Annotated in this window: 14 protein-coding genes; 8 read left to right on the forward strand and 6 right to left on the reverse strand. The window is 53.2% G+C overall.

What is annotated here, in order from left to right; genetic code table 11:
- The first annotated feature begins 87 nt into the window (after positions 1–87).
- From FD38_RS01515 to FD38_RS01535, 5 genes are all read left to right on the forward strand, one after another.
- Positions 88–831: an ABC transporter ATP-binding protein gene (locus FD38_RS01515; RefSeq protein ID WP_057730510.1), complete on the forward strand. Its 744-nt coding sequence runs from the start codon at positions 88–90 to the stop codon at positions 829–831.
- A complete protein-coding gene (locus FD38_RS01520) occupies positions 809–1,996 on the forward strand; it encodes an ABC transporter permease (RefSeq protein WP_057730512.1) in 1,188 nt (395 codons plus the stop codon). The genes FD38_RS01515 and FD38_RS01520 overlap by 23 nt, the downstream gene beginning before the upstream one ends.
- Position 1,997: 1 nt before the next feature.
- Positions 1,998–2,648 (forward strand): TetR/AcrR family transcriptional regulator, encoded by a 651-nt coding sequence (locus FD38_RS01525; protein WP_057730514.1) that lies wholly within the window; start codon positions 1,998–2,000, stop codon positions 2,646–2,648.
- A 150-nt stretch (positions 2,649–2,798) separates the two neighbouring features.
- Positions 2,799–4,130: a C1 family peptidase gene (locus tag FD38_RS01530; protein ID WP_057730516.1), complete on the forward strand. Its 1,332-nt coding sequence runs from the start codon at positions 2,799–2,801 to the stop codon at positions 4,128–4,130.
- A gap of 62 nt (positions 4,131–4,192) precedes the next feature.
- The gene (locus FD38_RS01535; protein ID WP_057730517.1) at positions 4,193–5,026 is read left to right on the forward strand and encodes an AAC(3) family N-acetyltransferase; all 834 of its coding nucleotides are present in this window, start codon (positions 4,193–4,195) and stop codon (positions 5,024–5,026) included.
- 516 nt (positions 5,027–5,542) lie between these two features.
- Here FD38_RS01535 and fucP read toward each other — a convergent pair.
- From fucP to FD38_RS01555, 4 genes are all read right to left on the reverse strand, one after another.
- Complete coding sequence (gene fucP, locus FD38_RS01540; RefSeq protein WP_057730518.1) at positions 5,543–6,904, reverse strand: L-fucose:H+ symporter permease; 1,362 nt, start codon at positions 6,902–6,904, stop codon at positions 5,543–5,545.
- A 58-nt stretch (positions 6,905–6,962) separates the two neighbouring features.
- Positions 6,963–7,358 carry a D-ribose pyranase gene (rbsD, locus tag FD38_RS01545; RefSeq protein ID WP_057730520.1) on the reverse strand — a complete coding sequence of 132 codons (396 nt, stop codon included), beginning with the start codon at positions 7,356–7,358 and terminating at the stop codon, positions 6,963–6,965.
- Between the two features lie 631 nt (positions 7,359–7,989).
- Positions 7,990–8,250: a hypothetical protein gene (locus FD38_RS01550; RefSeq protein ID WP_057730521.1), complete on the reverse strand. Its 261-nt coding sequence runs from the start codon at positions 8,248–8,250 to the stop codon at positions 7,990–7,992.
- Between the two features lie 113 nt (positions 8,251–8,363).
- Positions 8,364–8,903: a hypothetical protein gene (locus tag FD38_RS01555; RefSeq protein ID WP_057730523.1), complete on the reverse strand. Its 540-nt coding sequence runs from the start codon at positions 8,901–8,903 to the stop codon at positions 8,364–8,366.
- A 221-nt stretch (positions 8,904–9,124) separates the two neighbouring features.
- On the opposite strand from FD38_RS01555, the gene FD38_RS01560 reads away from it, so the two are divergent.
- Complete coding sequence (locus FD38_RS01560) at positions 9,125–9,937, forward strand: DNA/RNA non-specific endonuclease (protein WP_057730525.1); 813 nt, start codon at positions 9,125–9,127, stop codon at positions 9,935–9,937.
- Positions 9,938–10,014: 77 nt separating this feature from the next.
- Here the strand turns inward: FD38_RS01560 and FD38_RS12720 are convergent, their stop codons facing one another.
- Positions 10,015–10,170: a hypothetical protein gene (locus FD38_RS12720; RefSeq protein WP_157058824.1), complete on the reverse strand. Its 156-nt coding sequence runs from the start codon at positions 10,168–10,170 to the stop codon at positions 10,015–10,017.
- An 86-nt stretch (positions 10,171–10,256) separates the two neighbouring features.
- Here FD38_RS12720 and cls point away from each other — a divergent pair, with 86 nt between their 5' ends.
- Together cls and FD38_RS01570 are read left to right on the forward strand one after the other, a co-directional pair.
- On the forward strand, positions 10,257–11,741 hold the full coding sequence (gene cls, locus FD38_RS01565; RefSeq protein WP_057730532.1) for a cardiolipin synthase: 1,485 nt from the start codon (positions 10,257–10,259) through the stop codon (positions 11,739–11,741).
- A gap of 253 nt (positions 11,742–11,994) precedes the next feature.
- Positions 11,995–13,806, forward strand: coding sequence for a DUF2207 domain-containing protein (locus tag FD38_RS01570; RefSeq protein ID WP_057730527.1), 1,812 nt, complete (start codon positions 11,995–11,997; stop codon positions 13,804–13,806).
- Between the two features lie 46 nt (positions 13,807–13,852).
- Here FD38_RS01570 and FD38_RS01575 read toward each other — a convergent pair whose 3' ends face one another.
- Positions 13,853–14,374, reverse strand: coding sequence for a QueT transporter family protein (locus FD38_RS01575; RefSeq protein WP_057730529.1), 522 nt, complete (start codon positions 14,372–14,374; stop codon positions 13,853–13,855).
- Positions 14,375–14,489 lie beyond the last annotated feature (115 nt).

A 14,489-nucleotide genomic window follows, 5' to 3' on the forward strand; every position in this document is an offset into this window, starting at 1 on the left:
GGGTTGACTTTAGCGGTCACCCGCCTTATGATAAAACCATAAATGAGTGAGCACTCACTTACATAAATAACAAAGGACGTGAGAAGGATGACGCAACCCATGATTGATGTCCGCGACGTGGCCAAGCGGTTTGGCGACAACGTGGTCTTAAAACAAATTAGTTTGGATTTGCCAGCCGGCCGCGTGATGGGGCTGATTGGTCCGTCCGGGGCGGGGAAGACCACCCTGGTCAAGGCGATTCTGGGGATGGAAAAGGTCGATTCCGGCACCACCACGGTCTTAGGGACCGAGATGCCTAACCGGCAGATCATGCAGAAGATTGGCTACATGGCCCAAAGCGATGCGTTATACGAGACGTTGACGGCGCGGGAAAACTTACGGTTCTTCGGCGAACTGATGGGTGTCGCGGGGCCCGCGTTGACCAGTAGCATCACGCACGTGGCCCAAGTGGTCAATTTGACCGAGATGCTGGATCGGCGGGTCAGCGCCTACTCCGGGGGGATGAAGCGGCGGTTGTCCTTAGCCATCGCGCTGATTGCCGACCCCGACCTGTTGATCTTGGACGAACCCACGGTCGGCATCGACCCCGAACTGCGGCAGCAGATTTGGGCGGAACTGCGGACCCTCAAGCAACACGGCAAGGCCATCCTGGTGACCACTCACGTGATGGACGAGGCCGAACGGTGTGACGAACTGATGCTGATTCGCGAGGGCATCGCGTTAGCGCAGGGGACCCCAGCCGATTTGAAACGGGAGTATACGGTGGAGACGATTGAACAAGTCTTTTTGAAAGCGGGGCGGCTCCAAGATGAGAACCATAGCGATCGTTAAACGCGTGTTACGCGAAATGTTACGGGATAAACGGACCTTGGCGTTGATGTTCATCGCACCGCTGTTTATCCTGTCGTTGATGTATTTTCTGTTCCAGAACAACTCGACCAGCGTGGCGAAGATCGGGGTCAGCAACGTCAACACCAGCCTGGTCAAGGCCCTCAAAAACAAGCACACGGACCTGGCGGCCTATGGCGATCACGCCAACGCCAAGACGACGATTCGCCAGCACAACTTGGCGGCGTTTATCCACGAACAAGACGGCAAGCTGACGGTGACCTACTCGAACAGCCAGCCCAGCGATACGGCGCTGGTCAAGCAGGCCTTGCAGGGCGGCGTCACCAAGCTAAAAGTCCAAGCACTCGTCGCGGCCACTAAGACCCAGAAGCGGGTCCTGCAGCAACAGGCCAAGGTCTTAAAGACCGTGATGGCTCAACAGCAGAAGCTCCAAGCGGCCCAGGGCACAACGCGTGGGCAGACGGCAACGGTTGGGGCCACGACCAAGCCTAAGGCGGCGCCCAACTATACGGTGACCAGCCATTACCTGTACGGGAACGCCGATTCGACGTTCTTTGATACCTTCTTGCCGGTCCTGTTAGGGTTCTTTGTGTTCTTCTTCGTGTTCCTGATTTCGGGGATTTCCCTGTTAAACGAACGGACCACGGGAACGCTGACCCGGTTACTGGCCACACCGGTGCGCCGGGGCGAAATCATCACCGGCTACCTGGTGGGTTACGGGATCTTTGCGGTGATTCAGACCATCATCACGGTGACCTTCGCGTTGACGGTCTTTAACGTCCACATGCTGGGGAGCGTCTGGCTCATCCTGCTAATCAACTTCCTCTTGGCGATGGTGGCGTTATCGATGGGAATCTTCATCTCGACGTTTGCCAACTCGGAATTCCAAATGGTCCAGTTCATTCCGTTACTGATCGTGCCCCAGGTCTTCTTCTCGGGCATCATCACGATTGCGACCATGCCCGATTGGTTACAGTGGCTCGCTCACATCTTCCCGTTGTATTATGGAGGAGACGCGTTGATGAACGTTGCGACCCGTGGCTTTAGCCTGGGCGACGTGAGCGGGGACCTTTGGATCCTGCTCCTCTTTGCGGTAGTCTTTACCGCCCTCAACGTGGTCGGGTTGAAACGCTATCGGAGGGTTTAAAATGGTAAAAAATACGGATATTCGGACGGCCTTTGAACAGGTCATGGCCGAGGATCACGAGATTCCGGCCAAACAAAAACAGGTGTTGGCGGCCAGCCTCGCGCTCTTTGCCGAGCAGGGCTTCGCCAACACCACCACCAAACAGATTGCGGACCGCGCGGGCGTGGCTGAAGGCACGGTTTACCGACGCTACAAGACCAAAGACGAATTGTTGGCGGCGCTACTGAAGCCAATGGTGACCACTGTGTTGCCGCGCTTAATGGGCGAGTTTGCCCAGCAGGTGGCGACCATGCAGGATCTGACGCGCCACCAGTTGCTCGCGGCACTGATTAAAAATCGGGCGGCCTTTCTGGCGGAAAACTGGCAAGTGGGCAAAGTGCTGATCAATGAAATGCTGATTCAAGCAGATTTGCGACAAGCGGTGATCCAAAATGCGGGTCCCATCATTCAAAAAACGTTGTATCCCATCCTCGACCAGCTACGGGCGCAACACGAATTGACCGCGTTACCGAATGATATGGTGTGTCAATTCATCATCGGCACGATGCTGACTAACGTGATGCGCGCCAACTTACAGGGCGACTTTGCGCTGTTTGATCAGCGAATCCCGTACCTGATTGAATTCTTGGATCAGGGATTGGCGCCGAAATAAATATTCTCATGAAAAAAAGTGACTAGTCGCAACTAGTCACTTTTTTGGTCGGGGTGATTGCGTTCGTCAGGGGAAAGGCTTAGAATGAAAATATTCATTATGAGATTATTATGAGAACTCTCATTTTAACTGAAAGAGGGAATTGGGTTTATGGATGAAACACAAACGAATTCGGCGTTAACGCCGGCCGATTTAGCGGCGCTGCACGCCGACTTAGTCAAGCAACCGGCCCACGAAGTCATCAGTCGCGCGGTTCGCAAGAGTGGGGTCTTAGCCGCTTCCGAGGACCCAGACGCCAACGTGCGCTTGAATCGGACCTTCTCCGTGGAATTGGATACGGGTAAGGTGTCCAACCAGAAACATTCCGGTCGTTGCTGGCTGTTTTCCACGTTAAACACGTTACGGCACCAATTTGCCGCGAAGTACAACGTTAAGGATTTCGAACTCTCCCAAAGCTACCTGTTCTTCTGGGACAAGATCGAACGGGCCAACATCTTCTACGACAACATTCTCCGCACGGCCGACCGACCAGCCGATGATCGGGAAGTCAGTTTCTACTTAGCCCGGCCGGGAGAAGACGGCGGTCAGTGGGCCATGGGCGCTTCGTTAGTCCAAAAGTACGGCGTGGTCCCAACCAGTGCCATGCCCGAATCCTTTAACACTAACGATACCACCGGGTTTGCGGCGGCGTTGGATTTGAAACTCCGAAAGGACGCCGTGACTTTACGGCAGTTGGTGGCCAATCACGCCACCGACGCGGAGATTGCGACGGCCCGCAAGACCGCGTTGAGCGAAGTTTACCGGATGGCGGCTTACTCGATCGGCGAACCGCCAACCACGTTTGACCTCGAATATAAGGACGACAAGCACCAGTATCACCGTGACGCCAACCTGACGCCCCAGGACTTCTTTACCAAGTACTTCGACGTCGATTTGGACGATTACGTGGTCTTATCGAACTCGCCGGACAAGGCCTACGACAAGCTCTACGCGTTGCCGAGTCAGGACAATGTGGTGGGCGGTAAGCACATCACCTTCCTGAACCTGCCGATGGCGGACCTGAAACAAGCCACCATCGCGCAGTTACAGTCCGGAGAAACGGTGTGGTTCGGTAACGACGTGCTCCAACAAATGAGCCGTGAACGGGGCTTTCTCGACAGTCACCTCTACCAGACCGCCGATTTGTTCGGCGTCGATTTGAGCCTGACCAAGGCCCAACGTCTGGAATATCACGAAGCCGAAGTTTCCCACGCCATGACCTTTACCGGGGTGGATCTGGTGGATGATCAATCCACGCGGTGGAAGGTCGAAAATAGTTGGGGTGAGAAGAACGGCGACAAGGGTTACTTCGTGATGACCGACGACTGGATGGACGATTTCGTCTACGAAGTCGTGGTCCACAAGCGCTTCTTAACGCCGGAACAACGCGCCATCCTGACCACCACGCCGGAAACCTTACCGGCCTGGGATTCGTTGAATTAACTAAGCTAATCGAAGCGTTGACGCTCAGGCGCCAGCGCTTTTTTGTAAAGGAGAATGATGACATGTCGGCATGGCAAAAACAACCCATCACGGCGGTGGTGACCGCCCAAGAATTACAAGATCAGTTGCTGGCATTGGGCTTGCGGGAGACGGATAGCTGTTTGGTCCACACCTCGTTAAGCCAATTTGGCTACATTCCCGGCGGTGAACAGACCGTGGTGTCGGTCTTAAAACGCGTTTTGCGGCAGGGCAATCTGGTGATGCCCGCCCAGACCGCCGACTATTCGGATCCCAGCTACTGGGAAGCCCCGGCGGCCTCACCCGCGGCGGTGCAACGGATTCGCGCCAGCATGCCGCCGTTCGACCGGCGGCTCAGTCCGACACACTTTATCGGCAAGACCCCGGAGTATTTTCGGACCTTACCGGGGACCGTGCGTAGCGGGCACCCGTTGTATTCGCTGTGCGCCTGGGGGCAAAATAGCGTAGAGCTTTGCGAGACCACGACCTATGATTTGCCGTTCGGCCCCGCCAGCCCCTTACAGAAGCTGTATGCGTTAGACGGCAAGGTCGTGATGTTGGGCACCGATTACGCGAGCTGCACGGTCCTGCATCTGGCCGAGTCGACCATCAACCGGCCCCAGTTCACCGAGGAGGCCCCCGTCTGGCAGAACGACCGGCCGGTGTGGGTCCCGTTTAAAAACGTTGCGTTGGAACCCTACGACGACTTTAACGCCCTGGGTGCGCGCTTCGAACAGGCGCACCCCCAGGCGGTCCAGCGCATCACGGTGGCGCCCGGAACCATCACTGTCGTGGCGATTCGGCCCCTGGTCGACTTTGCTCGGGACTACTACCGGCAAAAGGACCGCCGCCATCCCGCCCGGTTACGGCGGGAGTAAGGTGTTTCGTCGTAGAAATCAACTCACGCCGCTAGGGGATTCCCCGGCGGCGTGCTGACTGTGCAACCAAAAAAACCGCCCCTGGTTAGGAGGCGGTCGGCCCGTTTGGTTAGAACGGGATTCATTTTATTGGTGGATAAAATGAAAAAAGGTTGGTTAATTAGGTTTTTGGTATACCCGTAGCATAACGGCTAATTGTGAAGAAAGTGTGAAGAAAATTAACGGCTAAATAATGTAAATTATTAGAATAATGTTATTGAGTATGAAAAGCGCGTGAAAAGGGCTTTAGATTACTTTTTTCTAATTGTTTTGACTAGTTTATCCTAGAATATTGACGGTTAGTCGGTCCTAATCTATCAGTTAACCTATAAAAATTATTATATTAATAGATAAAAACTAATATATTTAAAATCAAAGAATTCAAAAAAATTTTATTCCCGGCTAACCATGAAAACGGGGAAAATCTGACGCTAAAAAAGCCCGTTACCGGCTGGGTAACGGGCTTTCAGAGTTAAATTAGTGTTCTTGCATCAGTTCGGGATGCTTAACTTCGAAGCGGTGTTCGAAGAAGAAGTAGAGCGTGATGATCAGGAAACCGATGGTAGGAACGATGAAGGAGAACTGCATCGAACCGGTCATGTCGGAGACCAACCCTTGGATGGCGGGGATAATCGCGCCACCAATCAGGGCCATAACGATGATGGCACCACCAGTTTCGGTGTATTTCTTTTCGGTGATGGCGTCCAACGTGTGGGTGTAAATCGTTGGCCATTCAGGACCGAAGAAGAAGCTGGTTAAGATGGCCGTGTAAACGGCGATCATACTTGGAATCGTGAAGGTCACGACCAGCGACAGGGTCCCTAACAGGGAGAACCAGGTCAACACGCGGGTGATGGAGTAGCGGCTGATGAAGACGTTGGCCACTAACTTCCCAACGAACCAGGCGATGTAACTGTAGATCATGAAGGTCGAAGCGGCGCTATCCGTGATTTTGTTGTCCAGGTTCAAAGCCAACCGAATCGTGAAGGACCAAACTGTGGTCTGCACGCCGGCGTAGAAGAATTGGGTCAAGACCCCCTTCATGTAACGCTTGTTATGGGAGAGGTACTTGATGGTTTCGACCAGGCTAGGCTTTTCTTCTTCGGCTTCCACAGCAGCGGTAGATTGTGCCGTGGCCTTGGCCCGGGGCATTGGGGTCAACGCGAAGATGACCAACATCACGATCAACACGATCAGGATGTACTTGTAAGGCCGCAGGGTCAGTTGCAGCATTTGTTCCCCGTAGGCGATCCGGGCGGCACCGTGCATGGTGCTCATCTTTTCGGATAAGTTGCCCACGGAACCGAAAATTAAGTATTTCCCTAAGACGATTCCCATGATATCCCCTAATGGAACTAAGGTTTGGGAGATGTTCAGCCGCATGGTGGCGAACTGTTTCGGTCCCAACATGGAACTGTAAGTATCACACGAGGTTTCCAGGAAACTCAGGCCAATCGCGATGGCGAAGATGGCGACCAGAAACATGCTGTAAGTCGCTACTCGGGAAGCGGGGAAGAACAGCCCACACCCGACGATGTAGAAGATTAAACCGGTCATAATAGCAAATTTATAACTGTTCTTTTTAATAATTAATGAAGCGGGGATCGCGATTAAGAAGTATCCCCCGTAAAAGGCACTTTGGACGAAGGCCGTGGCGGCATCGTTCAATTGGAAGACCGTCTTGAACTGGGTGATCAAGATATCGTTTAAACTAGCGGCGGTTCCCCACAGTGGGAAGATTAAGGAGACCAGGATGAATTGGAACAACGGGGTCTTGCTTAAATACCCGTCAGCGAGCTGGGTCCAACCGTGCTTGGTGCTTGTTTCGGTGGCTTGCATAGTAAAAGTTCACTCCTTAGTTAGGTAAAACGTTATACGTAAACGTAAAAAAATAAAATTAGAAGGTTACGCCGGATTCCAAAATGATGTTGGAGAAGGGCGTCATTTCACCGGTCCGCACGAAGGCGTGGGTTTGCGCTAAGTCCTTCTTCAATTGGCTGTGGGGCATGAATTCGATGTCAACGTTGGGCATTAAATCCTTCACGGCCTGTAATTGTTCTGGGTTTTGGGTCTTCATTTCTTCGGCTAGGTAGATTTTTTGGACTTCGAGTTCACTTAAAACGTTCTTCAAAACGTCTAAGAAGCTCGGCAGTTGCTTGGTTAAGGCCAAGTCGATTTTCTTGGTGCCCATAGGAACTGGCATGCCGGCGTCACCGATGCTGAGCCAGTCCATGTGGCCCATGCCAGCGATAACGGTTGAGAGTTCTGAGTTGATCACAGTGGTTTTCTTCATAAACGCATTCCTCCGTAGCTTAGAATTTAAGTGTCGGTACTGGTCAGATGTAAATCGTTTTACAAGGCCGATTGTTCGTTAAAACAACCGCTTGTCTAAGGGTTAACTCGTATGTAAAACGTTTTAGCAACATGAATCAGGCTATCACAAACCGAAAAGGCTTACAAGATAAAATGTGAAAATAGTTCGATTTTTTTGAAACCCTTGCCATCACGACAGGGGCGCTCATCCCTTGGAATGACTGGTCTTACGGGATGGCGAGTTTTGTGAGCTAAAATATAAAATTTTTATTGGGTGGGCGATTGCTGGGTCTCGAATTAGAATCTGTTTTAAAACTCAATCACCGATTTAAATGGTCATCCATTACCCTTTGATGAAAAGAACTCAGTTTAATGACGGTTATAGCTCATGTGAGCTGGAGGGCCAGTCAGAAATGGGCTCAGGAGTGAAGTTTGTGTTGGCTGGCGCTTTTTGCTAGCCTAGACAAAGGTCGGTCTTCAAGACCTGAACTGTGGGCTTGAAGCCGTGCCCACTCCGTTCCAGCCCGTTTCTGACTGGCCCGGAGGCGCTGAATTCTCTTAAGACAGACTTTAATCAAAAAAAACGACGGTAGATCCGTCGTTTAGAAAACCTAGTGATGGCCGCCCAACCGTTTTGTGGGGGCTTTGGCTTGCAAGGTCAATTGCTTCGTCTTTTCGCGTTCGATTTGGAGTTGCTTTTTGAGCTGACGGTTCTTCCAGAAGCCGTGGGCGGCTACGACCGCGGGGAAGGCCCCGGCAGCCACGGTCACGGGAATTAGCCAGGGGTAGTCGTGAACTAAGGCGTAGCAGGCCTGACGTTCCTCGGCTAGTTCGGCGGGCGTTAGGGGAGTCAAATAATGGTGTGACAGCATACAAATCACGCTCCTTTTGGCCCCATCATACCGCAAATTGTAACCGCTGTCAGTGAAACGCTCTGGTTAAAAAAAGCAGGCTCACCGTGGCGAGTCTGCTCATCAAATTTAAATTAGTTGTTGATCTTGACCAAGACAGCGTTAGTCACGTCTTCATCGACATCGCGGTCAATGTGGTAACCGGCAACCTTTAAGCCCGTAGACTTGTTGGTACCCGTTAACGTCTTCTTGACCGTGAACTTCTGGGTCATCGGAATGCCCGAAAGTTTCCCCTTAAAGTTGATCACGGTCTTGTTGCCCTTGGTGGTGAAGGTGGCCTTCAAGGAGCCAGCTTTGTTCAGGGCCTTCGCCTTTTTAGCGGCGTTGTAGGTCTTGTAGAACTTATCCACGTTGTACACCGTGGCCTTGCCGTTCTTGTTGAACCGGTAGGCTTCGAGGCCGGAGTTACTCTTGGCGTTCACGCCACCGGCAACGTACCAGAGTTGCTTCGTTTTGGTGATGGTCGACTTGACGTCGCTCTTCTTCGTGGTTTGGTTCTTAAAGCTAGCTTGTTGATTGCTGCCGGATTGACTGCTCTTACTGCAGCCAGCTAACCCGATGGTAACTAGGGCGACGAGACTCAAGATGGTCGCATAAATCCGGGTTTTCTTCATGATTAATTCACCTCATTAAAAATAATCACACGGTACACCGTGTTTGCTGAATCTTTCCTCATCCCAGACCAGTATAGCATGCCTCCGCGGTCGGTTTGCGGCCAGGGCGTTAAAAAAAGATTAAGTTCCGTTGACAATTTCGCCCCGAAAAGGCGCACAACTGTTCGCCTTTTTCTGGTAAAATGGGGACACAGTGCAGAGAATTGAGGGAGGAATTAGAAATGGGTAAACGTCGTCGCCGTCGTCGTGGCACGTCGCTCTCCATTTATGGGGCGATTTTATTAGTCTTAGTGGGCCTGGTCGGCAGTCTGAGCGGTCAGGGCAACCCGACGGCCCGAAAAATTACGGACCAGGCCAGTCAGGTCATCAACCAGGTGGCGGGGAAGTCGAGTGGGTCCACCACCACGCCCAAGCAATCGGTGGCGACCCAGGCGCTAGCGCAAGAGAAATATCAGGGGACGCAAATCGTGGCGGTCAACCACAATCGACCGACCTTTTCCAGTAACGACCTGTCGTTAAAGAAAGGAGCCTGGCAAAGTTACGGTAACCTGGACAGCTTGAACCGGGTCACCACGGCCAACGCCATGTTGAGTAAGAGCATCATGCCGACCGCCAAGCGCCAACCGCTCAACGTGACGCCCACGGGGTGGCACAACAAATCCTACACGGTCAACGGCAAGCGCGGCTACCTGTATAACCGCTGCCACTTGATTGGTTATCAATTGACGGGCCAGAATAATAATTGGAAGAACTTGATGACCGGGACGCGGTCGCTCAACGATCCGGGGATGACGGCTTACGAGAATCCGGTGGCCAGTTACCTGCGGACACACCCCAGTGACCACGTGCGCTACCAGGTCCAACCGGTCTTTCGCGGTAACGAACTGGTCGCTCGCGGCGTGCACATGCAGGCCCAATCGATCGAAACCAAAGATATTAGCTATAACGTCTACATTTTCAACATTCAGGCGGGCGTTAAAATTGATTACGACACGGGTTACAGCCAGACGGGTGACCCGGCCGCAGCCTTTTAATCCATTATGATTAATTAAGAAGGGTTCTCCAGAATCGCGTTGATTCTGGGGAACCCTTTTTAGTCCGCATAGTGGGACTACCGGCGATTAGCGTACCGGTAAATTAAATACAACACGATGCCGACGAGGAGAATGACCCCCACCATCGGATTTTCTCGAAAAATCCAGTGAAAGACCCGAAATGGACTGGTTCCGTGGAGACCGCCCAAGAGGGTGATACCGTGAGTCAACATTGCTTGAACCCCCTTAAGAATTATTCCTATTGTAGACGATTCAAAACTTAAAAAAAAGTAAAGACATTTACCGGTTTTGGCGTATGATGAAAAGGACAAAGAGTGAAGGAGGAGCTAACTTGAGTATTTCTGCGATTATTGAGGCCATCATTATCCTAAACGCGGTGTTGGCCTTTCTGACGGTGTTCCGTGAGAAACGGGATATCGCCGCCACCTGGGCCTGGATGTTGGTGCTGGTTTTGGTCCCCATCGTGGGGTTCATCGCCTACGCGTTCATTGGCCGAAAGTTGCCGAAGGGCCGGATGTTTCGTCTGCAACATCAGGTCGCGATGCAGCTGGACGAACGGTTACAACAGCAGCGCCAAAAGCTGGGCAAACAAATCATGCCGGCCGACCGCATCAGCCATTCGGTCATCAACATGGTCAACATGTTCATGTCGACCGATCAGGCCTTTTTGGCCCGCCAAAACAAGGTGCAGGTGATCACGGACGGCCACGACCTCTTCCGGATGATGATGGAAGACATCGAACAGGCCACTTCCAGCGTGCATATCGAATTTTATACGTTTTATAACGACCGCATCGGTAACGAGATCTTAGACCTCTTGGTGCAAAAGGCCAAGGCCGGGGTCGAAGTCCGCGTGATCTATGACCCGTGGGGCTCGATGGGGACCTGGAAACGGTTCTTTAAACCCCTGATGGACGTCGGCGGCCACGTGGAACCCTTCCTGGGCACCCGGTCGGCCGTCATCGACTTTCGGCTGAACTTCCGAGATCACCGGAAGATTGTGACCGTCGATGGCCGGGTCGGCTACGTCGGGGGCTTTAACATCGGTGACCAGTACCTGGGCCGCAAGGAAAAGTTCGGCTACTGGCGCGACACCCATTTACGGATCATCGGGTCCGGGGTCTTCTCACTTCAGGCGCGCTTCATGCTCGACTGGAACGCCACGGACCGCGACCATCCCTTTAACGACCGCGAGATTGATTCGCGCTACTTCCCGTTGACGACGGTGAAGGGGGAAACTAGTTTGCAGATTGTGTCGAGTGGTCCGGACTCCGACCTCCAACAGATCAAGATGGGCTACATGCGGATGATCCAGACGGCCGAGAAGAGCTTGTGGATTCAGACGCCGTACCTGATTCCCGACGACAGTGTCTTGGACTCACTGCGGATTGCGGCCATGGCCGGTATCGACGTGCGCATCATGATTCCGGACAAGCCCGACCACGCCTTCGTGTACCGGGCGACCCAGTACTATGCCCGGCAGTTAGCGAACGACGGCGTGAAAATTTACTACTACCATAACGGCTTCATTCACGCCAAGACCATGGTGGTCGACGGCAAGTTGGCCTCCGTGGGGTCGGCGAACATGGATTACCGGAGCTTTAAGTTAAATTTCGAAATCAACGCGTTTGTTTATGACGAACAGATTGCCACGCAACTCGAAAACATTTTCAAGATCGACATGACCCACAGCGAGCTGATTACGCCGGAGAAATTCGACCAGCAGTCGTTGTATCTGAAGTTCAAGCAAACCGCTTCGCGCCTATTGTCGCCAATTTTATAAAGGCAAATTAGTTGGTGTTACTACGGTGCGGGTGTATTCTATGGGTGCTGACGAACTGGACTAACGACCGGATTGAGGCCGGAAAATGGGGTTTTCCGGTGGGCGTTAGGCTTTTTGGCAGATTCTAACAAAATGTGTGAAGGGGGCCACCGTTTAACCCAAACGGTGGCCTTTTTTGCTGGGGAACGTATGGGCACTATGCTACACTAATAGGGACTGTTGATGCCTAAACGCGAATGGAGGAGGGGCTAACATGCGACAGCTTTGGTACTGGGGATGGGTTCTGTTGGGATTGGTCGTGGTGGGGAGTTTATCTCCCGTGACCGCCCACGCCGATTATCGAATTTCGGCGTATCGAACCCAGATTGACTTACATAAAAATGGCAACGCGAACCTCACGCAACACGTGACTTATCAGTTCGACGATGACTATCACGGCGTCTTCGTGGTTCAAGATTTACGGGGAATCAAGGGCGGCCGTTTGACGGGGGTGACCACCCAACTGAATGGGCAGCCGTCCCGGGCCGTTTCCGCCGCGACAACGGGGGCGACCAATACCTATCAACTGACCCAATCAGCGGAACGCTTGAAGGCCAAGGTCTACAGGCCGGTCACGGACGGGGATACCTTACGGGTCACGTATCACCTGGCATTGACCGGCGTGGTCACGAACTACGCGGACACCGCCGAATTGAATTGGAAAGTGATTGGGACCGGCTGGGAAGTCCCGTTGCGTCAGGTTAAAGTTACCCTGCAATTGCCGGCCACACGGCTTACCCAGCTGCAGGCCTGGACGCACGGCCCACTGACCGGGCATACCCAGGTCGACCGGCAACGGGGACGGGTCACGCTGACCGTTCCGCAGGTCGCCGCAAAAACGGCCGTGGAGAGTCACTTACTCTTTCCTACTAGTGTGACCCCACAAGCGCCACGGGTGGCCCAAAAGAAAAAGGCCGCCGTCCAGCGGCAAGAGGCACGACTGGCCCAACAGGCCAACGCCAAACGTCAGCGGCAACGTTGGTTAGTGGGCGGGAGCTTGGCCTTACTGGTAGTTGCGACCCTGATCGTCGCGGGGCTGGATGTTCGGTGGTTCTGCCGGCATCCAGGCAACCGCTACCCGCACCCCATTCCGATTCCGCATTCGTTTGACGTGCCCACCGTGGCCCCAGCCGTGGCGGAGTCGTTAGTGGATGAAGCGGCGCCGAATACCAACGCGCTGACCGGGGAGATTCTGCTGGCGGCGAGTCACGGGCAACTGAGCCTGACCGCCGAGAAGCAGGGGCGGCACCAGACCATGCGGTTGACGCGCAAGGCCGACCTCGATAATTCGTTTTTAACCCACTGTTTTCAAACCATCGGTCAGGACGGTTCGTTTACGTTGGCTGATTTGAAACAGTACGGGAAAAAGGACCAACAGGGCCGCCTCGGCAAGTGGTTCCACCAGTGGCAAGAAGAGGTCAACCGCGATGTTGAACCCTATCAAGACGCCGATAACGTGGCGCTACGCCAACGGTATTTGACGCGCGGCCTGCGGTTGACCCTCCTCCTGGTCCTGACTGCCGGGGTGAGCTGGGTGCTTAATTCCGTCGTGAGTGCTTGGGTGACCGGCCTGAGTGGCCTGGGCCTCATCGTGCTGTGGGTCAGCGTGCGGCAACTGCGCCGGCGCATCGACCGCAACAACGCGGAAGGGTTGATCCTGGTCAACGACATCGGCGGTTTTCGCCGGATGTTAAAAGACATTGGGAACTTCAACACCGCTAAAATTGGTGATCTCATCCTGTGGGAAGATATTTTACCCTACGCCGCGGCGTTCGGACTGTCCAAACAGGTCATCGCTAAATTAAAGGTCGACTTCGGCGCCGATGCCTTAGCGGCCGGGTTTGTCGGCTTTTATATCGGCACCGAAAACTACGGGTTTGCCGATTTTGGGGACGCAATTAATTCCGGAATTTCCGGATCACTCCAGGTGTCGGGCGGCGCCAGTTCCACTACGGGCGGCTCCGGCGGTTTTTCCGGCGGCAGTTCGGGTGGTTTTGGTGGCGGCTCCGGTGGCGGGGCGTTCTAGTGATAAAACCACTAAAAAACGACGACCAACTGGCCGCCGTTTTCGGTTATTTGGTAAAATCGATTTTAAGACTGAGGAGGTAGATGATGATTCCGCCGACCACCATGCTGGTGAGTTCGCCGGCACCAATGGATAACCAGTTGGCCCAAAAGGTTGGCCAGAAGGCGGTTTTGGCGATGAACGCGAACTCCCAGGCAATCATGCACATGAAGAAAACGGCCACGACCGTATTAAGGACTAGTTTGCCGACTTTATTAGGGATGTACCGTCCCAACCAATCCATGACCAATAGGGCCAGTAAAGTTTGGGTGGTTCCGGTCACCACGTCCAAAATCCCCAGCGAGGAACCGAAGATGTTGGCCACAAAGACGCCCAGCGTGACCGCGACAATGTAGCGCCGGTTAAAACTGACCAGGTGGTTGAACATTTCGGAGAACCGAACCTGAACAACACCATAGCTTAGGGCTGGCAAGGCCATCGTAACCACGACGTAGAGGGCAGCAACTAGGGCCGCTAGCACCATGTCGCGGGGGCTATCGATCCCTAAAAAATTTTTCTTAGAATTCACGGGAAATTCCTTCCTTTGCTATGTATTTATGAGGTATTCAGTTTTTAAAAAACCTTTATAAGCCTGAATTATTCATACCTTCCAAAAAAGTCGTCAGTTTTCATGTTTTTCAAAA

The sequence above is a fragment of the Levilactobacillus zymae DSM 19395 genome (assembly GCF_001434115.1).
Taxonomy (GTDB): Bacteria; Bacillota; Bacilli; order Lactobacillales; family Lactobacillaceae; genus Levilactobacillus; species Levilactobacillus zymae.

Coding starts and splice junctions, on each gene's coding strand:
- rbsD (WP_057730520.1), bottom strand. CDS start 7,358: ATGAAGAAAACCACTGTGATCAACTCAGAACTCTCAACCGTTATCGCT.
- FD38_RS01530 (WP_057730516.1), top strand. CDS start 2,799: ATGGATGAAACACAAACGAATTCGGCGTTAACGCCGGCCGATTTAGCG.
- FD38_RS01570 (WP_057730527.1), top strand. CDS start 11,995: ATGCGACAGCTTTGGTACTGGGGATGGGTTCTGTTGGGATTGGTCGTG.
- cls (WP_057730532.1), top strand. CDS start 10,257: ATGAAAAGGACAAAGAGTGAAGGAGGAGCTAACTTGAGTATTTCTGCG.
- fucP (WP_057730518.1), bottom strand. CDS start 6,904: ATGCAAGCCACCGAAACAAGCACCAAGCACGGTTGGACCCAGCTCGCT.
- FD38_RS01560 (WP_057730525.1), top strand. CDS start 9,125: ATGGGTAAACGTCGTCGCCGTCGTCGTGGCACGTCGCTCTCCATTTAT.
- FD38_RS12720 (WP_157058824.1), bottom strand. CDS start 10,170: ATGTTGACTCACGGTATCACCCTCTTGGGCGGTCTCCACGGAACCAGT.
- FD38_RS01525 (WP_057730514.1), top strand. CDS start 1,998: ATGGTAAAAAATACGGATATTCGGACGGCCTTTGAACAGGTCATGGCC.
- FD38_RS01520 (WP_057730512.1), top strand. CDS start 809: ATGAGAACCATAGCGATCGTTAAACGCGTGTTACGCGAAATGTTACGG.
- FD38_RS01515 (WP_057730510.1), top strand. CDS start 88: ATGACGCAACCCATGATTGATGTCCGCGACGTGGCCAAGCGGTTTGGC.
- FD38_RS01550 (WP_057730521.1), bottom strand. CDS start 8,250: ATGCTGTCACACCATTATTTGACTCCCCTAACGCCCGCCGAACTAGCC.
- FD38_RS01535 (WP_057730517.1), top strand. CDS start 4,193: ATGTCGGCATGGCAAAAACAACCCATCACGGCGGTGGTGACCGCCCAA.
- FD38_RS01555 (WP_057730523.1), bottom strand. CDS start 8,903: ATGAAGAAAACCCGGATTTATGCGACCATCTTGAGTCTCGTCGCCCTA.